Source organism: Marivita sp. NO-S04 (assembly GCF_059070475.1).
This window is the reverse complement of record NZ_CM180980.1, coordinates 607,766-627,461: the sequence shown is the minus strand read 5'-3', so window position 1 is coordinate 627,461 and position 19,696 is coordinate 607,766. Positions and strand designations below refer to the sequence as shown.

Genomic DNA, 19,696 nt, shown 5'->3' with positions numbered 1-19,696 from the left:
TGATGACAACACCAGAAGCCGTCCGCATTTACCAGGACAACCTCGATGTGGTGTCACGGGCGCTGATGGATTGCGATTTGCCACTGATGATGCGCCACATCGCCGTACCCAACATGATGTCGACCAAAGACACCGAGATCGTGATGTCCTCGCCCGAGGAGCTCGACATGGTCATGTCGGACTTTCGCAACCAACTTTTGGCGCGCGGCGTCGAGACCTACGAGCGCACATGTATCGAAGCCGCTTTTGTCGCCGGGCGGGATGATATGATTGCCGGTCGTCACAAGACTGCAACGACGGGGGAAGATGGCGTCGCGGTTGCGGATTATCTCAATCACATGGTGCTGATGCGGATCGACGGCCAATGGAAGGGCATTTGGCTGCAAGCGATCATGGACAATACCGAATTACAGATCCTCAGCCCCGATATCGCAGCGGCGCAGGCAGAAGCCCGCCGGATGCTGAACACACTTCGCCGCTGATGCGGCGCTTGGACAAACCCAATGAAGGGAAAACATCAATGACCGATTTCACAATGAGCAAGGACGCCGAGGGCATAGCCACGATCACTTGGGATGTGCCTGAAAAGTCGATGAATGTGCTGAGCTTTGAAGGCTTGCAGACGCTCAACGATCTTGTGGACGACGCGCTGGCAGATGAGGGCGTGAAAGGCATCATCATAACCTCGGGCAAAGCCGATTTCGCCGCTGGTATGGACCTGAACGTGTTGGCCACGCTCAAGGAAGCGGGCGCAGAGGCGGTGTTCGACGGGATCATGAAAATGCATGGTGTGCTGCGCAAGATCGAACGCGCGGGCATGGATGCCAAGACCAACAAGGGCGGCAAGCCGGTGGCGGCGGTGCTGCCGGGCACGGCTTTGGGCATTGGGCTGGAAATTCCGCTGGCCTGCCACCGCGTGTTTGCCGCCGAAAACCCCAAGGCCAAGATCGGTCTGCCGGAAATCATGGTCGGCATCTTCCCCGGTGCGGGCGGAACGACCCGTGTGGCGCGCAAGATGGGCGCGATGGCGGCCTCGCCGTTCCTGTTGGAAGGCAAGCTGTCTGACCCGGTCAAAGCCAAGGCGGCCGGTCTGATTGACGAAGTATCCGCCAATCCGATGGCCGATGCGCGCGCTTGGGTGCTCAGCGCGGGTGATGCGGACATCCTGAAGCCGTGGGATGCCAAGGGCTACAAGATGCCCGGCGGCGCACCGTACCACCCTGCGGGATTTATGACGTTTGTGGGCGCTTCTGCGATGGTCAACGGCAAGACCAAGGGCGTCTACCCCGCGGCCAAGGCATTGCTTTCAGCCGTCTACGAAGGGGCAATGGTGGATTTCGACACAGCCCTCAAAATCGAGGCGCGGTGGTTCACGTCCGTGATCATGAACCCGTCGTCGTCGGCGATGATCCGGTCGCTCTTCATCAACAAAAGCGCGTTGGAAAAGGGTGCTGTGCGCCCGGCAAATGTGGACGATCAGCGGGTCAAGAAAGTTGGCGTTTTGGGTGCGGGCATGATGGGCGCGGGTATTGCGCTGGTGTCGGCGCAGGCGGGTATCGAGGTTGTCTTGCTCGACCGTGATCAGGCGGCGGCGGACAAGGGCAAAGCCTATGTCGCGGATTACACCGCCAAAGGTGTGAGCCGCAAGAAGATCACCCAGGACAAGGCGGATGCGATGCTGGCGCGGATCACCGCCACCACCGATTACAGCGAACTGGCGGGCTGTGATCTGATCATCGAAGCGGTGTTCGAAGACCCCAAGATCAAGGCGGAGGTGACCGCAAAAGTCGAAGCCGTGATTGGTGAGGATTGCATCTTTGCCACCAACACCTCGACCCTGCCGATCAGCGAATTGGCCAAGGCCTCCAAGCGGCCTGAACAATATATCGGCATCCACTTCTTCAGCCCGGTGGAGAAGATGATGTTGGTCGAGATCATCAAGGGCAAGGAAACCGGTGATCGCGCCGTGGCCAAGGCGTTGGACTTTGTCCGCCAGATCCGCAAGACCCCGATCGTGGTCAACGATGCGCGTTTCTTCTACGCCAACCGCTGCATCATTCCGTATATCAACGAAGGCATCCGCATGATCAAAGAGGGCGTGTCCCCTGCTCTGATCGAAAACGCGGCCAAGATGGTCGGCATGCCGTTGGGCCCATTGCAGCTGGTCGACGAGACTTCGATTGATCTGGGGGCCAAGATCGCCCGCGCCACCCGTGCGGCGATGGGTGACGCCTATCCGGACGGCGAAGTAGACGAAGTGATCTTCTGGATGGAAGCGCAAGGGCGTCTGGGCCGCAAGTCGAAGGCGGGCTTTTACGACTATGACGACAAGGGCAAACGCCAAGGACTGTCCGAGGCGGTCAAGGCGCAGTACCCCGAGGCCGACGACCAGCCCGATCTGATCGACGTGCAACATCGTCTTTTGTTCGTGCAATCGCTCGAAGCGGTGCGGGCGCTGGAAGATGGGGTTCTCATGGACATCCGCGAAGGTAACGTGGGCGCGATCCTAGGCTGGGGCTTTGCGCCGTGGTCCGGTGGCCCGCTGTCGTGGTTCGATATGCTGGGTGCGGAATATGCGGCCGAGCGCTGTGACCAGCTTGTCGAGGCTTATGGTGACCGGTTCGCCTGCCCTGACCTGCTGCGCGAGATGGCGGCAAAGAGCCAGAGCTTCTACGGACGATTTGCACCGGAAAAGTCGGCAGCGTAAGCCCACCGACGCGGAAGAATTTGAAACCGCCTGCGGGAAACCGTGGGCGGTTTTCGTTTTGGCTCAGTCTGCTTTGAGTGCGGCGAACCGCTCCATCCGGTCGATCTGAGGGGCCATGGTGCACCATTCATCTTCGACCGCGACCCAATGCGCGTCGCGGGTTTCCGCGTGGACAATGATGCGGCCCGGTTCTGATGTGATCTCGGGCACCATGATCATATTGAGGAAAAGGGCGAAGGCTTCGGCTGTCAGACACATGGGAAAACTCCTTTTTCAAGTGTCCTCCCATTTGCGATACCCACCTCTGACGGGCGGTGATGTCAGACTAACGCGACACCCTTACTTTCCGGTGAAGCGCGATGCTGCAATGCAGCATTCAGAGGCCACATGCTCACACAGTGGGCAAAACCTGCCGTCACGCACAACAATCAGGCGTCGAACTGATAGCCGAACCGGGCAATATCATCCGCGCACATGGCCGCTACGGCATCGGCAGTCTGATCCGTGTAGGCAGCACGGTAGTCTCTTGGCCGCTCCGACGCGTTGGCGTGAGGCATAGTCAGCGGGACGCCGATATGATCCTCGACCGGGGCAAGGTCTTGCCTCAGATGCTCCAACCGAACATAGGTCGAACACCGTTCAACCCCGGATGCATCGCTGACATAGCGTGCCGCCGGAAAGGCGCGCAGGCTGGCGTCTGTGTCAGGGTGCAGGATGAAGCCGTCGAACGTCTCTGACTTGGCGAGTGCGACAGCGGGGTGATCGAAACTCTGCCCCCGCAGCCAATGGTAATAGCTGACCATCCGGTCCCATGGATTGCGCACGAGGGTGAAGATGAACATCGCATCCAGTTCCGACGGCGAAACCGCCCCATCAAGATCAGCCAGCGTGCTGTGTTTCCACAACCGTCCCTTGGCCGCCAGCGTCTTGAGCCGCCCCTTGCGCTTGATCGCCTTGGGTGTGTCGCCGATCAGAATGTCGTCTCGATGCGCGCGCGCCTCAAACGCCAACGCGAGCGACGTGCCTCCTGTTTTGGGGATGTGCACAAAGATGAATTTGCGGGCGGGCGAGATAATCATGCGCCAGAGGTGCCAGTTTGGACAGGTCCACGCAAGTTTGTGCTTTTCCAGACTTCGATCCCTGCGCTATGTCACCCTGTACAGAATGTCGCAGGGAGGGGACGATATGGGTTGGATGCGGGATGAAGCCGGTCTGGAAAAGCGTACAGCGAATTACGTGCCGCTGACGCCCTTGTCACACTTGCAACGCGCGGCAGAGGTGTTTCCCGACACCATAGCCGTTGTGCACGGCCCGCACCGAAAAACCTACCGCGACTACCACGAGCGCGTGACGCGGTTGGCGTCGGCTTTGGTCGCGATGGGGGTCAAACCCGGCGATGTGGTGGCGACGATCCTGCCGAACATCCCGGCACAGGCCGAGGCGCATTTTGGCGTGCCCGCCTGTGGTGCTGTTCTCAATACCATCAACACGCGACTGGATGTGGACACCATTGCCTACATCCTCGACCACGGCGAAGCGAAGGTGGTTCTGTGCGATCCGCAATTCATGCCCGTGCTGGCTGACGCGATTGAGCAGATGGAGGGCCCAGCCCCCAAGGTGATCGAAGTGGCCGATCCGCATGAAGGCGTGAATGCGTCGAGCGACTATCCCGAATACGAGGACGTATTGGCCGGGGGAGACCCCGATTTCCAATGGCTGATGCCCGAGGACGAATGGGAGAGCCTCGCGCTCAACTACACCTCGGGCACCACTGGGCGTCCCAAGGGCGTCGTCTATCACCACCGTGGCGCATATCTGATGACGATGGGAACGGCGGTCAGTTGGGAAATGGCGCTGCGGCCCAAATACCTGACCATCGTTCCGCTGTTCCATTGCAACGGCTGGAACCACACATGGATGATGCCGATGCTTGGCGGCACAGTTGTTTGTTGTCGCGACATCAGCGCCAAGGCGATCTACAATGCAATTGCCGATGAAGGTGTGACCCATTTCGGCGGTGCGCCCATCGTTCTGAACATGATCGTCAATTCGGACCCTGCGGATCGTCGCGAATTTGACCATTTGGTAAAAGTCTACACCGCAGGCGCACCCCCTGCCCCGGCGACGCTTGCCAAAATCGGCGATCTGGGATTCCACGTGATGCAGGTCTACGGGCTGACCGAAACCTATGGGCACGTCACCGAATGTGTCTGGAACGGCGACGCGTGGGACGGGTTGGCGCAGGACGCGCAATCCGCGATCAAAGCACGGCAGGGTGTGGCCTTTCCGATGATGGAAAAGATCGACGTGCTGGACGACACAGGCACCCCGGTGCCGCGCGATGGCAAAACACAGGGCGAGATCGTCATTCGCGGCAATTCGGTGATGAAGGGATATCTCAAGAACCCGAAAGCGACGGAGGAGTCCTTCAAAGGCGGATATTTCCATTCCGGCGACATCGCGGTGATGCACCCCGACAATTACTGCCAGATCGCGGACCGCGCCAAGGACATCATCATCTCGGGCGGCGAGAACATCTCATCCGTTGAGGTCGAAGGCTGCCTGATGGCCCATGATGCGGTGCTGTTGTGTGCTGTGGTGGCCAAGCCCGACGACAAATGGGGCGAAGTGCCCTGCGCCTTTGTCGAGCTCAAGGGCAACCACAGTGCCACCGAGGAAGAGCTGATCGCCTTTGCGCGGACGAAACTGGCGGGGTTCAAGACACCGAAGAAGGTGGTGTTCGAGGAACTGCCAAAAACGTCGACCGGGAAGATCCAGAAGTTCCAGCTGCGCGAGCGTGCCAAGGCGCTTTAGGCGGGCTTATCCCAATTCATGCTGCCTCTGTTGAACATCTCGCCTGCGCGTCCCATCTCGGATGTATGACGGAAGGTTGGTGAAACAGGAGAGACCATGTTCAGCCGCGTTTTGATTTCGGGGGTTATCGCGTTTGCAAGCTTGCCCGCCTTTGCCGAGGGTGCCACCGCAGTGGCCGATATCGTCAGAGGCAGTTCGGTGACTGTCACGGGCGTTGTCGAGCGGATCGACGATGAGGACGAATTCACCCTTGCCGATGCAACAGGGTCCATCGAAGTGTACCTGGGGCCAAACACTGTGCCCGTTACGGTTGGAGAGACCGTGTCCGTTACCGGGTTTGTCGATGATGACCAAGGCCCGATCGATCTTTGCGCCAGCAGCATCATCCGCGCGGATGGACAGGTGATCCAGATCGCCAACTGTGACGGCTAGGAAACTGCACTGCGCAAAGCGGGCACAGCTGCGCCTCAGGTGCTGTGCAAAAGTATCCACCCCTGTGCCGCATTGCGCGACAGGCTGTGCGGGTGTACCCTAGCGTTTAATCAATGAGGCAGAGCAGCCCGCATGACCGCGCTGAAGGAATTTCAACGGCTGGAGGCCGAAGGTGTCTGGCGTGCAACGCCCGCCGACCAGCGCAAGGACGTGATCGTGTCTTTGGGCGATGCCTCACTGACGATCCTTGATCTGCGGGAAAACGTGCTGGCGCATTGGTCTGTCGCAGCCGTGGCGCGGTCGAACAAAGGGCAGATGCCAGCGATCTACCACCCTGACGGCGATCCGGGAGAAACCCTCGAATTCGGAGAAGACAGTGCACAAATGATCGAGGCGATCGAGCGCATTCGCTCGGCCATCGACAGGACGCGCCCAAAACCTGGCAAGCTGCGCTTTTGGATCACTGGACTGATTGCGGCTTCGGTGATTGGCGGGATCGTCTTTTGGCTGCCCGACGCGCTGCTGCGGCACACGGTGCAGGTGGTGCCAGCGGTGAAGCGGGTCGAAATCGGGGATGCGCTGCTGGCGCGGATCACGCGGATTTCCGGTCAAGCCTGTATGACCCGCGATGCCCGCGAACCGCTGCGACGGCTGGCCTCACGCGTGCTGGGTCCGGCGCAGCGCGGTGCCTTGGTGGTGCTGCCGGGTGGTGTGGCCGAGACTGCACATCTACCGGGGGGCCGCATTCTATTGAACCGGTCGCTGATCGAGGATCCGGAAGAGCCGGATGTGACGGCGGGCTATGTGCTGACCGAACGGTTGCGCGCGCTGACGCAGGACCCGCTTGAGGAAATGCTGATCGAGACAGGGCTCTGGTCGAGCCTGCGTCTGCTGACCACCGGCGAGATGGTTGATATGGACCTTGATCGCTACAGCGAATATCTATTGGCACGGACGCCTACCAAGCTGTCCAATGACGTGATCATCGCAGGTTTCGAAATGGCGGAACTGCGCACCACGCCCTACGCTTATTCTGTCGACATCACCGGGGAATCGACCCTGCCTCTGATCGAAGCCGATCCCATGACAGGCAAAGACCCCCGCCCGGTGTTAAGCGATGCGGACTGGTTGCGCTTGCAAGGGATCTGCGGCGAGTGATCAGTGCCCGAGACCTTTGCCCCGCCCTACAATGATCGGTTCTTTGATCTTCTGATCCTTCGTAAGCAGCTCGCGTGGCACCGTGTTGCTCAAGATTTGCTGGGTGGCGCGGTGGCCCTGACGAGTCATGTGGGCGCGGTGCGGGTTCAGGCGGTCATCTTCCCAAGCAGGTTTGTAGCCCTTGGGAACAGCAGGAAGCGTGTTGCCCTGCGCGTCATAGACATGTTTGGGCACGATCCGCTCTTCGTAGACGCGGGGTTGCGGATGGCTGTATTTCTGCGCCCGAACCGTGCGGTTGGGGACCATCGGCACGATACGCTGCGGTGTGATAATGACCGGCGCAGCTTCGGCCACGACAATCGGTGCCGCAGGGCGCACAAGGCTGGGGGCCTGACCACAGACCGGCTGACGGTCGCGACCAACGCGGGGCACCCAGTTGACGGCACCATCGACCCCTGCGCGCACATAGACGCAACCCCGGCTGTCGACATATTGCCGACTGTCATAGCTGTCGGGAGGCACTTCGGCGGGCGGCATGACCTGCAAGCCTTGAGCTGACACAGATACGGTTGACACCAGCAGCGCGGCCAAGGCAGCCGCGGCTTTGATACGATACACAGTCATTTGTCTGTCCCCACAGATGTGTGGGAAGACTGCCTGTCAGGTGTTTGGGTGTAAAGGGCTATTTCGCGGCCTTATGTATCAAACGCACCAACAATATAGCTGATCTTTTGCCCCGTGTGAATCATCATGCGGGGTATGATTAAGCAGTTGAAAATGCACAGGCACAGCGATGAGACAATCAATATCTCGCTGTACTACCTGCGCGCCCAGATCATCCGCGAAGGTGCAGACGGGCTAGAGCACGTCGAAGCCCTCATGAGGCTGCGTGGGCTTGATCTGAGTTATGGCTGAATCTGGTGTCTGGGCGGTTTGAATGACGGCGGTGCATCTGGTTGGTTTGTTGTTGCGACACAAGCCACCATCCAAAGGAGCACCACCATCATGGACGACGCTACCATCATCGATTTTGCGGGTCGAGACGCCATCACGGACCCGCTGACAGACCTTCTGCGAAAAGGAGCCCGGGAATTGCTTCAGGCCGCTGTTGAAGCTGAGAGAGACGCCTTTCTCGCCGCGTTTGCTGAACGCCGGACAGCAGAAGGCCGTGCTGCGGTTGTTCGCAGCGGATATCATCCAGAGCGCGCGGTGCAGACCGGGATCGGACCGGTCACGGTGAAAGTGCCGAAGGTACGGGCGAAGGACGGCAAGCCCGTGACATTCCGCTCGGCGCTTGTGCCGCCCTACGTCCGAAAGGCCAAAACTATCGAAGCCGCGCTGCCCTGGCTCTATCTCAAGGGTATCTCGACAGGCGAAATGGGCGCGGCTCTGAAGATGCTCTTGGGCCCGGAGGCAACCGGTTTCTCTGCCAAGACAATTTCACGTTTGAAAGGCCAGTGGGCGGCGGAATACAATGATTGGCGCAAGGCCGATCTGAGCCGTGACGAGTGGGTCTATATCTGGGCGGACGGCATCTACAGCGGGCTCCGTGACACTGATGATCGGCTCTGCGTGCTCGTTGTGATCGGGGTCAACGCCCGTGGCGAGAAGCACTTTCTGGCCATTGAAGATGGCGTCCGGGAAAGCACGCAAAGCTGGCGCGAGGTGCTTCTCGGCCTCAAAGCCCGTGGGCTCGCTGCTCCGAAGCTGGCCACCGGTGACGGGGCCATGGGGTTCTGGGCGGCATTGGAAGAGGTTCTTCCAACCACGCGCCAACAGCGCTGCTGGATGCATAAAACGGGCAATGTGCTCAATTACCTCCCCAAGCGCACCCAGCCCAAGGCTAAGAAGATGCTTCACGACATCTGGCAGGCCGAGACCCGCGAGGATGCCCATGCTGCGTTCGATCTGTTCATCGAAACCTTCGAGGCGAAATATCCGAAGGCGACCGAATGCCTGATCAAGGATCGGGATGAACTGCTGACATTCTACGACTTCCCAGCCCAGCATTGGCAGAGCATCCGGACGTCAAACCCGATCGAAAGCGCGTTCGCCACGATCCGGCACCGGACCAAGCGCACCAAAGGCTGTCTCAGCCGGGACGGCATGCTTCACATGATGTTCAAACTCGGACAATGCGCTGAGCAAAGCTGGCGCAAGCTGCGCGGCTTCGTTCATCTCGCCGACGTCATCCAGGGCGTCGATTTCGTCAACGGCATCAAGCCAATAAACCAGCAGCTAACCGCCGCATGATGATCGCTTGGGCACCAGATTTGACAATAACTCGCTTGATCTGGACGCTCTACCAGTGCCTGAGAAACGCAACAGACGGTTTCGCAAGGGTCAGCTGCGGCAGGCGATACTTGATGAACTACGCAAAGGTCCGCGAACATCCCGCCAGATCGCTGAAGCGATAGGGCATGACCGGAACAACTTTGCCCATACGCTGCAAGCGCTGAAGGCGCGTGGTGTGGTGCGGCTAGATGGGCGAGACTGGACGATTACCGGTAACATCGATGCGGCCTAGATGCCGCCGCGTTTTGCCATAAGCCACGCATAGTCCTTTTGATACTCTAAGGTTAAAGCCCCAATTTTTGGAGACTGATAGCCTGACCACGGCATGAAATTATCTTTTTTCCACTCCATGACAACTCTGTTATCTGCATCAAGGTCGAAGCGGGTAGCCATAGGGAGACCTATCGCATCTAAGTCAGCCGAGTTGATAATGATAATATCTAGTCCAGAGCGCTGGTGCGTTTTTAGAGACTTGGTGCCGAAAGTTACTTCACACGCATAGCCCCCGGATTCAGTGTCTTGATAGACCGCCGTTACTAAGCAAGGCCTGTGCGCCGGAGTCCCAGCCTTAGGCCTAGACTCCGGGTAATATCCAGTAACGATGTCAAACAAATTTGGTGGACCCAACGTCCACTTAGGCTGGGACAACTTGACCCAGAGAGTCGATCAACTTCCACTTTTCGTTGGAAACATCGACGCCGCGCTCTGCGCGAATCAAAGCAACTGTGTCGCTTGCGACATCATCATTATAGTCATAGGCTTCTGGTGGTAGGTTCTTCCCAGTCCCGTTTGCAGCAGCATTTTTAGCTTTCTGCGCCATAGTATTCTCCATCAGGTTCTATCTACGATATGAGGCTTTCCCTCAATTAATCAATGATTCTGACGACATCGTGTCACCAGCGTAGGTTTTTTGTCTTGATGGACAGTAAACGGTTCGGTTCGTAGTCCTGTTCCATGCGCAACGGGTATAATTGAAAAGCCGCCAAGGCAAACACTTTTTGTGGAACGGCGCGTCATGCCGCACGCTGCCAGTAACCCTTCCAGTTCCGGCTGACCCGTGCGCCCATCGCATTGCTGACCAGCGTATGTGCCAGAGTGCCGTTGTCGGTGCGGCGGTTGTCTTCCAACCATGCAGCGTGGTTCGCGTACTGGTGAAGGTACTGCGGGCTGACGTGGTGGTGCTGACCCACGACCATGCGGCGGAGACGCGAGAAATAGCTTTCGACCATATTGGTGTGCTTGCCGTGGTCGCTGTAGATTTCGCTGTGGTTCACGCGCTCGACATCCCAGCCCGCGTGCAGCAAGTCCCAATGGCTTGCTTCGTCTGCGGAAAGGGTAGCCATGCGGTCAACATTCTCGTTCACCAGCGCAACGCCTTCACCCTCGGAGAGGGTAACAAACGGCAGGACGCGGCCTTGACGCTCACGTAGGGCGACAACGACGCGGCGCTTGTCCGAACGGTTCTCTTTCAAGCGGCGGTCCTTACGGTCTGCCTTGGCGTTCTCAGGGCGAACGTGACCACCAAAATACGCGCCATCAACTTCGACGTGACCGCCAAGCACAACGCCTGTCTGGACCTCTTGCGCCATCGCCTCACGCAGCTTGTGGGCGAGCACGAAGGCTGTCTTGTATTGGCAGTCCAGATCACGGGAAAGCTGGATCATGCTTACGCCCTTGGAAGCGTTGACCATGATGCAGATCGCGGCCAGCAGGTCCACAAAGTCCATCTTGCGGCTGGCAAAGATGGTGCCGGATGTAACGCTAAACTGGTGCGCACATGCCTTGCACTTGAACTTGCGGCGCGTGGTGATCTTGTACGTTTCGTCATGGCTGCAACGCGGGCAAACCGCTTCGCCATTTGTCTCAGGCCAGCGCATTTCGCAGAACGTCTGGTAAGCCGCTTCCTCGCCAGCCTTGTAGATCGCACGAAGGCTGAGGGTGCGGGACGCTGCGGAAAGGAGGAAGTGCTGTGCCATTGTGTGCTCTGTGATTACGTATATCACATATATAGTACATACAAGCACCGTTTACAATGGCAAATATCACATATATGATGCCTTTATCATATATGGAGGGCATTATGCCGGACCAAACCGACTGGGAAGCCAAAGCAGCGAACATCTTGAAGGCTGAGTTGAAGCGCAAGGGCATCACCTACGCACAACTTGCGGAGATGATCGGAGACAAAGAACCGAACGTTAGGAACAAGCTTTCACGCGGCAAGTTTAGTGCCGCGTTTATGTTGCACTGCTTCAATGCGATTGATGTTGCCAGGGTTGATGTGTCTTGATGCTCCGCGATCTAACCCATTGAAAGAGCAATGGCAGTCATGTCTGCTCTTGATGGGATTTTCGCGAGATGCGCAGACAAGTTTGAAACAAAAACATCGCATCCACCACTGCGCTCAATTACAATCAATTTGTATTCAGTCATTGAGTGCGGTGTGTGTTCCCAAGTAGACGGCGCTTCGTCAAGCATCTGAAAATCATCGGAAAAACTTACCACATAGCCATGTTCACGGCACAGAACATATAAATAATAAATTCCCTCATCCAGCGCTTTAGGAAATTGAATGGTTGTTGCAGAATTGGGTTGAAGAAGCGCGTGATGATAGCCTTCGAACTTTAACCGGACATCTTTTTCGGCTCTCAGGTCTACAAGAACATGGTCACTTTTTATGATCACCTCTTTGGAATAAATGTTCTTGTAGAGTAAAGCCAAAGCAACCCACGACGCGAGTGAAGCGACAGCTAAGAACCACCAAGGCATGTCGATTATCCAAACGACAATCGGCCAAACCAATTCAAGCGTTTGGGGCAGGTCATCTTGCACTGTACCAATGCCAGCCACGCTAAGAATCCATTTTGCGAATGCAAATACAGGCCAGATGACTGACAAGATAATCGCGACTAGCTGGTATAGAATCTTCAACATCTACACGACTTACACTAGGCAAAAGCCCACGTTGAGTCATTTCACGCACCCCGCCGTAGCTTGGTGCGTTTGATACATAAGGCCGCTATTTCGTCCCGAACATCCGATCCCCTGCATCGCCCAGACCAGGCACGATATATCCCAGCTCGTTGAGGTGCGAATCCAGCGAGGCGGTGACGATGGGCACGTCCGGGTGCGCCTCTTTCATGCGGGCAACGCCTTCGGGCGCGGCGAGCAGGCAGAGGAAGATGATGTTCTTGGCACCCGCGTCCTTGACGAGGTCGATGGCCGCGGCCGAGCTGTTGCCGGTGGCAAGCATGGGATCGACGACAATCGTCACGCGTTCATCAAGTTGCGTGGGGACTTTGAAGTAATACTGCACCGGCTTGAGCGTTTCTTCGTCGCGGTAGAGGCCGACAAAGCCGACCCGCGCCGCCGGGATCAGCTCAAGGATACCGTCCAGTAACCCGTTGCCGGCGCGCAGGATCGAGATCAGGGCAAGCTTCTTGCCGTCGATCACCGGCGCGTCCATCTCGCAGAGCGGGGTTTCGATTTTCTTGGTGGTCAGCGGCAGGTTGCGCGTCACCTCATACGCCAGCAAGTGGCTGATTTCGCGCAGCAATTGACGGAACGATTTCGTGGAAGTGTCTTTCTCGCGCATCAGGCTCAATTTGTGCTGAACAAGTGGGTGGTCAACGATGGTCAGATGTTGGGTCATGTGCGCTCCAGTCGTTTCAGGACACGGGTGCGGGTGTCCTCGTCGCAGAAGGCCGCGCGGGCGGCGGTGTCGTTCAGCTCGGCAAACACATCCTCGTCCCAGCGGAAGGTGCGGGCAAGGTTGATATATTCGTCGCGCATCGTTGTGTGAAAGAAGGGCGGGTCGTCGGTGGACACCGTGACCTTCACACCGCGTTGGCGCAGCTTTTCAATGGGATGATCGGCGAGGCTTGGGTAAACTTCGAGGTTCACGTTGGAACCTGGGCAAACTTCGAGGGTAATCTCGTTCTCCACAAGTTTGTCCACAAGTGCCAGATCGTTGATCGCGTGGACGCCGTGGCCAATGCGTTCGACCTTGAGATCGTCCACCGCATCGCGCACCGATTGCGCGCCGCCCCATTCCCCCGCATGGGCCGTCAGACGCAATCCGGCTTCACGTGCCATGTCAAAGCTGTAGGCGAAGTCCCTGGGTTTGCCCTTCATTTCGTCGCCCGCGATGCCGAAACCGACGATCCAGTCGCCTGCGGTTTCTGCCGCACACAGCGCCGAGGCCTTGGCCTTTTCCGGGCCAAAGTGGCGGATGCAGGTGACGATGCCGCGCAGGATGATGCCGTGGTCGCGTTCCGCCTCATTCGCGGCGTCCTTGATAGCGTGCAGGTATTCGCGCCACGCGCCCACATCGCTGCCGCCGCAGAAATCCGGTGACAGGAAGGTTTCGGAATAGATCACGTCATTTGCAGCACTTTCTTCAAGCACGGCTTTGGTCAGTCGGGCGTAATCCTCGGGCGTTTTGAGCACGCTTGTGGCGGCTTCATACACGCTCAGGAAATGTACGAAATCGCGGAAGGCATAGCTGCCATCCGGTTTGAACACGCCGTTAAGATTGACGGATTTTTCCTTGGCCAACCCTTTGATGAACGCAGGCGGGGCCGCGCCCTCGTGATGCAGGTGCAGTTCGACCTTGGGCAGGCGCATGATGCGATCAAGCTGTTCTTCGTCCATCGGACGGCTCAGTCGGTCGCGACGTTCTTCTTCATCCATCACAGGAAACTCCGCCCCGATCCTCTTGCCGCGACACCAAGATGTTTGGCGATGCTTGCGGCGACATCAACGAACCCGACATGCCCGATTTCACCCGTGCCAGCCCCAGCCATCAGAACCGGGACGCGTTCGCGAGTGTGGTCCGTGCCAGTCCACGTGGGGTCGTTGCCATGATCCGCCGTGATGAGCAACAGGTCATCGGGTTTGAGCCGGGGTAACAGCTTGGCGAGTTCGGCATCGAACCATTCCAGCGCGCGGGCATAGCCGGACACATCGCGGCGGTGACCGTATTTGCTGTCGAATTCCACGAAATTCGCAAAGATCAGTGCGCCGTCGGGGGCGGTGTCGATCTGTTGCGCGAGGTGTTCCATCAACTGAGCATCCGACCCTTTGTGTACCGTGTCGATGCCCGACATCGAGAAGATGTCGCCGATTTTGCCAATGCCGATGACCGCTTGCCCAGCGTCCTGCACCCAGTTTGTGAGCACGGGTTCGGGCGGTGCGATGGCATAGTCGCGGCGGTTGGTGGTGCGTTCAAAGCTGCCGTCCTGCCCGACGAAAGGCCGCGCAATCACGCGACCGATGCGGCGTTCGTGGCACATGGGCGCGAGGTCTGCGCAGAGCTTCAACAGTCGGTCGAGACCGAACGCCTCTTCATGCGCGGCGATTTGCAGGACACTGTCGGCAGAGGTGTAGCAGATGGGTTGGCCCGTCCGTAGATGCTCTGCTCCGAAAGTTTCGATCACCCGCACCCCGTTGCTGTGGCAATTGCCAAGGATACCGTCGGTGCCCGCCAGTTCGCAGATGCGTTGGGTGATGTCGTCAGGGAAAGAGGGCACGGTGTCGGGCAGATAGGTCCAGTCCCACGGCACGGGCAGGCCTGCCAGTTCCCAATGGCCCGAGGGTGTATCCTTGCCGTGTGAAACCTCGGTTGCGGCGGCCCAGCGCCCGGTGGGGGTGGCTGTGAGGTTCGGAGGAGCCTCTCCGCTGGCCAGTTGGGCCGCGCGGCCAAGGCCTAATGCATTAAGCCTGGGCAGGTGCAAGGGACCACTTCGGCCCTCTTCGGCCTGTCCTGCCGCACAGGCTTCGGCGATGTGGAGCAGCGTGTTTGCCCCAGTGTCCGGCACGGTGCCATTAAAGAAGCGGTCCGCATCTGGCGCACCGCCGATGCCAACGGAATCCATCACGACGAGGAACGCGCGGCTCATGTGATATGCTCCAGCACCAATGGGGGTGAAGTGGCTGGACCATCGGTCAAGGTGATCGCGGCGCGCAAGGCCTGCTCTGCCTTATCCGCCTGGCTTTCCCGTGCGGCGTGAACGCGGGCGAGCGGTTGGCCTTTGGTGACGCGGTCCCCGACCGAAACCACATCGCTGAGCCCAACAGCCGGATTAACCACATCCGATTCCACCTGACGCCCACCGCCCAGCGCCACAACGGTCAAACCCAAGGCTTCGCCATCGATGGCGGTGACGGTGCCGGATGTAGCGGCTGTGACTTCGCGGATCACCGGTGCTTCGGGCAGGAAACGGGCCCAGTCTTCGACGAAATGCACGGGTCCACCCATTGCGTAGACCATTGCTCCGAATTTTTCAGCGGCTTTGCCGTTGGCGATGGAAGCTTTGACTTTGGCATGAGCGTCATCGACTCCGGCCTGTTCCAGCAGCGCCCCGCCCAAGGCGACCGTCAGTTCCGACAGCCGACCCGACGCGGTCCCAGTCAGAACCCGCATCACGTCAATGACTTCTAGCGCGTTGCCAAGGCTGGGGGCCAAAGGTTGAGACATATCAGTGATCAGCGCAGACGTCGGGCATCCTGTTGCGTTGGCCGTATCGACCAAGGCACGAGCCAAAGCGCGGGCATCATCCTGCGATTTCATGAATGCGCCTGAGCCGCATTTGACGTCGAGCACGAGGCCCTCAAGCCCTGCCGCCAATTTCTTGGACAGGATCGAGGCGGTGATAAGATCAAGGCTTTCCACGGTCGCGGTCACGTCGCGGATCGCGTAGAGCCGCTTGTCGGCTGGCGCGATATCTGCGCTGGCGCTGACAATGGCGCAGCCGACCTTGCACACAACCTGACGGAATTGGTCCTCGGTCAGTGTCGTGCGGAAACCGGGGATCGATTCCAACTTGTCGAGCGTGCCGCCGGTGTGCCCCAGCCCCCGGCCCGAGATCATCGGGACATAAACGCCGCAAGCTGCAAGCGCGGGGGCAAGGATCAGGCTCACGCAATCCCCCACCCCGCCGGTCGAGTGTTTGTCGAGCACGGGTGCGTCGAGATCCCAGCGCAGCACCTTGCCACTGTCGCGCATCGCGGCGGTCAGGGCGGCACGGCCAGTGTCTGTCAGACCGTTCAGGCAGACACCCATCGCAAACGCAGCCGCCTGCGCATCGCTGACCGACCCATCGGCAAGCCCTTGCGCAAACCAAGCAAGCGCATCCGCGTCAGGTGTACCCCCTTTGCGCAGGGTGGCGATGATCGCGCGCGCATCCATCAGGTCCGGTCCATATGTCCGGCGTCGAACGCACCAGGCAGCAAGTCACCCACGGTGGTCTTGAATTCGGCCCCTTCGGTGGTGGCCAACGTCACCGGAACATCGCGCGCGGCGAATTCCGACAGCTTCTGGCGACAGCCGCCACACGGGGGCACCGGATCTGGACTGTCCGCAATCACATAGGCCTCGACGATCTTGTGCGCCCCGGAGGCAATCATCGCGGCAATTGCACCAGCTTCGGCACAGGTGCCTTCGGGATAGGCCACGTTCTCGACATTGCAGCCGACATAGACGCGGCCATCGTCGGCCAGCAAGGCTGCACCAACCTTGAAATTCGAATAGGGCGCGTATGCGTTCGCCCAAACAGCCAGCGCTGCCTTTTTCAGTTCCATCGGTCCCCTGCCCTTCGATGTCAGGCTCACATGATTGCGAGGCCACGCGCCTGATTGCAAGGGCTCGCGGGAACCGGGAACGCAGCGTTCGCGTTTTGTGGAAAATGAAGGAGGTTCCCATGCCAATCCAGAACAGTATCGCCCTTGATCCAACCCTCGAGTTGGGCCCCGATCCTGAAGAGGAGATGACCGAACAGCAGGCCATAAAACTTCGCGAACTTGCCAGCGAAGCGGATGAGCCTTTCGACGGAAGCCTGACCCGCAGGCAGGCAGAGCGGCGGATCGCACATCTTCAGGAATACCTTGAATAAGCTTCTTGCCGCAGGGGTAACTGACCGCCCTTTCCCTCCGCTCACAAAAGGTTTACCCCTAAACCAAATTTGAGCGGGGTCACGTCATGTCGGACAACACCAACGAAACGCTGCGTCAGGCAGCACTTTTTTACCACGAATACCCCAAGCCTGGTAAGCTTGAAATCCGCGCGACCAAGCCGCTTGCGAATGGGCGCGATCTGGCGCGGGCCTACAGCCCAGGCGTTGCCGAGGCCTGCCTTGAAATCAAGGCCGATCCCACGAATGCTGCGCGTTACACGGCCAAGGGCAATCTTGTGGCAGTGGTGTCGAACGGCACCGCCGTTTTGGGTCTTGGTAATATCGGCGCATTGGCCTCCAAGCCGGTGATGGAGGGCAAGGCGGTTCTGTTCAAGAAATTCGCCAATATCGATTGCTTCGACATTGAGGTGAACGAGAGCGATCCCGAAAAGCTCGCTGACATCGTCTGTGCGCTTGAGCCAACCTTCGGCGCGATCAACCTTGAAGACATCAAGGCGCCCGACTGTTTCATCGTGGAAAAGCTTTGCCGCGAGCGGATGAACATTCCCGTCTTTCATGACGACCAGCACGGCACTGCGATCGTGGTGGGCGCGGCTGCGACCAACGCGCTGCACGTTGCGGGAAAAGCGTTTGAGGACATCAAGATCGTATCCACCGGCGGCGGTGCGGCTGGGATCGCCTGCCTGAACATGCTCGTCAAACTGGGTGTGAAGCGTGAGAATATCTGGCTGTGTGACATTCACGGGCTGGTCTACGAAGGCCGCGCCGAAGATATGAACCCACAGAAAGCGGCGTTTGCGCAAAAAAGCGACCTGCGGACATTGGATGACGTGATCGATGGGGCCGATTTGTTCTTGGGCCTCAGCGGCCCGAAGGTTTTGAAGCCCGAGATGGTGGCTAAGATGGCGGATCGCCCGATCATCTTTGCATTGGCCAACCCGAAGCCGGAAATCCTGCCCGACGAGGTGCGCGAGGTTGCACCGGGCGCGATCATGGCAACAGGGCGCAGCGACTTTCCTAATCAGGTCAATAACGTCTTGTGCTTTCCCTTCATTTTCCGGGGTGCGCTGGATGTCGGCGCGACCGAGATCAACGACGCCATGCAAATCGCCTGTGTCGAAGGGATCGCCAAGCTGGCGCGCGCCACCACCAGCGCCGAGGCGGCTGCGGCCTATCGCGGTGAACAGCTGACCTTTGGGGCGGATTATCTGATCCCGAAACCGTTTGACCCGCGCCTGTCTGGCGTGGTGTCGACCGCCGTGGCACAGGCTGCGATGGAAACCGGCGTGGCCTTGCGTCCGCTCGACGACCTCAAGGCATACAAGGCCAAGCTTGACGCGAGCGTCTACAAATCGGCGTTGCTCATGCGTCCGGTGTTCGATGCTGCGGCCACCGGCGCACGCCGGATCGTGTTCGCCGAGGGCGAAGATGAACGGGTGCTGCGGGCGGCGCAGGCGATTCTGGAGGAAACCACCGAAACCCCGATCTTGATCGGTCGTCCCGATGTGATCGCGTCGCGCTGCGAACGGTTGGGTTTGGAGATCCGGCCAGAACGGGACTTCACACTGGTGAACCCAGAAAACGATCCGCGCTACCGTGATTATTGGGAAACCTATCACAAGATCATGGCGCGGCGCGGTGTGACACCCGATCTGGCGCGGGCAATCATGCGCACCAACACCACCGCCATCGGCGCGGTCATGGTGCATCGCGAGGAGGCCGATAGTCTGATCTGCGGCACGTTCGGTGAATTCCGCTGGCACCTGAATTATGTGACGCAGGTTCTGGGATCAGACAAGCATTCGCCGCATGGCGCGCTGAGCATGATGATCCTCGAAGACGGGCCGCTGTTCATCGCAGACACACATGTGCGGTCGCTGCCGACCGCGGCGGAACTGGCGCAGACTGCCATTGGTGCCGCACGGCATGTGCGGCGGTTCGGTCTTGCGCCGAACATCGCCTTCTGTTCGCAATCGCAGTTCGGAAATCAGGATGAAGGGTCCGGTCAACGGCTTCGCGAGGCCATTGCGATGCTGGATTCCGAGCCGCGCGATTTTTGCTACGAAGGCGAGATGAACGTGGATGCAGCACTTGATCCCGAGTTGCGCGAGCGTTTGTTGCCGGGCAACCGGATGCAAGGGGTCGCCAACGTTCTGATCTTCGGCCATGCCGATGCGGCGTCTGCGGTGCGCAACATCCTGAAGATGCGCGCGGGTGGGCTTGAAGTGGGGCCGATCCTGATGGGCATGGGCAACCGGGCGCATGTGGTCACGCAAGGCATCACTGCGCGTGGTTTGCTGAACATGGCAGCGATCGCAGGCACACCGGTGGCGCAATACGGGTGACGATGCGTCCACGCATCGTGATTTCTGGTTGA

The 19,696-nt window shown here is 58.9% G+C and carries 23 protein-coding genes; 11 read left to right on the top strand and 12 right to left on the bottom strand.

Features of this window, described 5'->3' with window-relative positions; translation table 11 throughout:
- Window positions 1-2: 2 nt before the first annotated feature.
- Both ACK3EW_RS03330 and ACK3EW_RS03325 read left to right on the top strand, forming a co-directional pair.
- Window positions 3-482 carry a hypothetical protein gene (locus ACK3EW_RS03330; protein ID WP_493808444.1) on the top strand — a complete coding sequence of 160 codons (480 nt, stop codon included), beginning with the start codon at window positions 3-5 and terminating at the stop codon, window positions 480-482.
- Window positions 483-520: 38 nt separating this feature from the next.
- On the top strand, window positions 521-2,707 hold the full coding sequence (locus ACK3EW_RS03325) for a 3-hydroxyacyl-CoA dehydrogenase NAD-binding domain-containing protein (RefSeq protein ID WP_493808443.1): 2,187 nt from the start codon (window positions 521-523) through the stop codon (window positions 2,705-2,707).
- 63 nt (window positions 2,708-2,770) lie between these two features.
- Here the strand turns inward: ACK3EW_RS03325 and ACK3EW_RS03320 are convergent, their stop codons facing one another.
- Window positions 2,771-2,965 (bottom strand): hypothetical protein, encoded by a 195-nt coding sequence (locus tag ACK3EW_RS03320; protein ID WP_493808442.1) that lies wholly within the window; start codon window positions 2,963-2,965, stop codon window positions 2,771-2,773.
- Window positions 2,966-3,135: 170 nt separating this feature from the next.
- Window positions 3,136-3,786 carry a sulfotransferase family 2 domain-containing protein gene (locus tag ACK3EW_RS03315; RefSeq protein ID WP_493808441.1) on the bottom strand — a complete coding sequence of 217 codons (651 nt, stop codon included), beginning with the start codon at window positions 3,784-3,786 and terminating at the stop codon, window positions 3,136-3,138.
- 106 nt (window positions 3,787-3,892) lie between these two features.
- Here ACK3EW_RS03315 and ACK3EW_RS03310 point away from each other — a divergent pair, with 106 nt between their 5' ends.
- From ACK3EW_RS03310 to ACK3EW_RS03300, 3 genes are all read left to right on the top strand, one after another.
- Entirely contained in the window at window positions 3,893-5,521 is a 1,629-nt protein-coding gene (locus tag ACK3EW_RS03310) for an AMP-binding protein (RefSeq protein WP_493808440.1), read from the top strand.
- Between the two features lie 96 nt (window positions 5,522-5,617).
- Window positions 5,618-5,953, top strand: a complete 336-nt coding sequence (locus tag ACK3EW_RS03305) for a hypothetical protein (RefSeq protein ID WP_493808439.1) — start codon at window positions 5,618-5,620, stop codon at window positions 5,951-5,953.
- A 132-nt stretch (window positions 5,954-6,085) separates the two neighbouring features.
- Entirely contained in the window at window positions 6,086-7,111 is a 1,026-nt protein-coding gene (locus tag ACK3EW_RS03300; RefSeq protein WP_493808438.1) for a hypothetical protein, read from the top strand.
- Here the strand turns inward: ACK3EW_RS03300 and ACK3EW_RS03295 are convergent, their stop codons facing one another.
- Window positions 7,112-7,735, bottom strand: coding sequence for a hypothetical protein (locus ACK3EW_RS03295; RefSeq protein WP_493808437.1), 624 nt, complete (start codon window positions 7,733-7,735; stop codon window positions 7,112-7,114).
- Window positions 7,736-7,861: 126 nt separating this feature from the next.
- Here ACK3EW_RS03295 and ACK3EW_RS03290 point away from each other — a divergent pair, with 126 nt between their 5' ends.
- The 3 genes from ACK3EW_RS03290 to ACK3EW_RS03280 all read left to right on the top strand — a co-directional run bounded on the left by ACK3EW_RS03290 (window position 7,862) and on the right by ACK3EW_RS03280 (window position 9,638).
- Window positions 7,862-8,026 carry a hypothetical protein gene (locus ACK3EW_RS03290; RefSeq protein ID WP_493808436.1) on the top strand — a complete coding sequence of 55 codons (165 nt, stop codon included), beginning with the start codon at window positions 7,862-7,864 and terminating at the stop codon, window positions 8,024-8,026.
- 90 nt (window positions 8,027-8,116) lie between these two features.
- Window positions 8,117-9,364 (top strand): IS256 family transposase, encoded by a 1,248-nt coding sequence (locus tag ACK3EW_RS03285; RefSeq protein WP_493807118.1) that lies wholly within the window; start codon window positions 8,117-8,119, stop codon window positions 9,362-9,364.
- Between the two features lie 7 nt (window positions 9,365-9,371).
- The gene (locus ACK3EW_RS03280; protein ID WP_493808435.1) at window positions 9,372-9,638 is read left to right on the top strand and encodes a helix-turn-helix domain-containing protein; all 267 of its coding nucleotides are present in this window, start codon (window positions 9,372-9,374) and stop codon (window positions 9,636-9,638) included.
- Here ACK3EW_RS03280 and ACK3EW_RS03275 read toward each other — a convergent pair.
- The 3 genes from ACK3EW_RS03275 to ACK3EW_RS03265 all read right to left on the bottom strand — a co-directional run bounded on the left by ACK3EW_RS03275 (window position 9,635) and on the right by ACK3EW_RS03265 (window position 11,382).
- Window positions 9,635-9,799 carry a hypothetical protein gene (locus ACK3EW_RS03275; protein ID WP_493808434.1) on the bottom strand — a complete coding sequence of 55 codons (165 nt, stop codon included), beginning with the start codon at window positions 9,797-9,799 and terminating at the stop codon, window positions 9,635-9,637. The two genes, ACK3EW_RS03280 and ACK3EW_RS03275, sit on opposite strands and share 4 nt — an antisense overlap.
- A gap of 241 nt (window positions 9,800-10,040) precedes the next feature.
- Window positions 10,041-10,226, bottom strand: coding sequence for a hypothetical protein (locus ACK3EW_RS03270; protein WP_493808433.1), 186 nt, complete (start codon window positions 10,224-10,226; stop codon window positions 10,041-10,043).
- A gap of 193 nt (window positions 10,227-10,419) precedes the next feature.
- Window positions 10,420-11,382: an IS1595 family transposase gene (locus ACK3EW_RS03265; protein ID WP_493808432.1), complete on the bottom strand. Its 963-nt coding sequence runs from the start codon at window positions 11,380-11,382 to the stop codon at window positions 10,420-10,422.
- Between the two features lie 104 nt (window positions 11,383-11,486).
- On the opposite strand from ACK3EW_RS03265, the gene ACK3EW_RS03260 reads away from it, so the two are divergent.
- The gene (locus ACK3EW_RS03260; protein WP_493808431.1) at window positions 11,487-11,696 is read left to right on the top strand and encodes a DUF6471 domain-containing protein; all 210 of its coding nucleotides are present in this window, start codon (window positions 11,487-11,489) and stop codon (window positions 11,694-11,696) included.
- Between the two features lie 11 nt (window positions 11,697-11,707).
- Here the strand turns inward: ACK3EW_RS03260 and ACK3EW_RS03255 are convergent, their stop codons facing one another.
- The 6 genes from ACK3EW_RS03255 to ACK3EW_RS03230 form a co-directional block, all read right to left on the bottom strand.
- Complete coding sequence (locus ACK3EW_RS03255; RefSeq protein WP_493808430.1) at window positions 11,708-12,340, bottom strand: hypothetical protein; 633 nt, start codon at window positions 12,338-12,340, stop codon at window positions 11,708-11,710.
- An 85-nt stretch (window positions 12,341-12,425) separates the two neighbouring features.
- Window positions 12,426-13,058, bottom strand: a complete 633-nt coding sequence (upp, locus tag ACK3EW_RS03250) for a uracil phosphoribosyltransferase (protein ID WP_493808429.1) — start codon at window positions 13,056-13,058, stop codon at window positions 12,426-12,428.
- Window positions 13,055-14,032, bottom strand: coding sequence for an adenosine deaminase (locus ACK3EW_RS03245; protein WP_493809684.1), 978 nt, complete (start codon window positions 14,030-14,032; stop codon window positions 13,055-13,057). The genes upp and ACK3EW_RS03245 overlap by 4 nt, the downstream gene beginning before the upstream one ends.
- A 65-nt stretch (window positions 14,033-14,097) precedes the next feature.
- A complete protein-coding gene (locus tag ACK3EW_RS03240; RefSeq protein WP_493808428.1) occupies window positions 14,098-15,306 on the bottom strand; it encodes a phosphopentomutase in 1,209 nt (402 codons plus the stop codon).
- Window positions 15,303-16,595 carry a thymidine phosphorylase gene (locus ACK3EW_RS03235; protein WP_493808427.1) on the bottom strand — a complete coding sequence of 431 codons (1,293 nt, stop codon included), beginning with the start codon at window positions 16,593-16,595 and terminating at the stop codon, window positions 15,303-15,305. The genes ACK3EW_RS03240 and ACK3EW_RS03235 overlap by 4 nt, the downstream gene beginning before the upstream one ends.
- The gene (locus ACK3EW_RS03230; protein ID WP_439119659.1) at window positions 16,595-16,987 is read right to left on the bottom strand and encodes a cytidine deaminase; all 393 of its coding nucleotides are present in this window, start codon (window positions 16,985-16,987) and stop codon (window positions 16,595-16,597) included. The genes ACK3EW_RS03235 and ACK3EW_RS03230 overlap by 1 nt, the downstream gene beginning before the upstream one ends.
- Window positions 16,988-17,106: 119 nt before the next feature.
- Between ACK3EW_RS03230 and ACK3EW_RS03225 the strand changes: the two genes are divergently transcribed.
- Together ACK3EW_RS03225 and ACK3EW_RS03220 are read left to right on the top strand one after the other, a co-directional pair.
- Entirely contained in the window at window positions 17,107-17,298 is a 192-nt protein-coding gene (locus tag ACK3EW_RS03225) for a DUF3072 domain-containing protein (RefSeq protein ID WP_493808426.1), read from the top strand.
- Between the two features lie 86 nt (window positions 17,299-17,384).
- Complete coding sequence (locus tag ACK3EW_RS03220; protein ID WP_493808425.1) at window positions 17,385-19,664, top strand: NADP-dependent malic enzyme; 2,280 nt, start codon at window positions 17,385-17,387, stop codon at window positions 19,662-19,664.
- Window positions 19,665-19,696 lie beyond the last annotated feature (32 nt).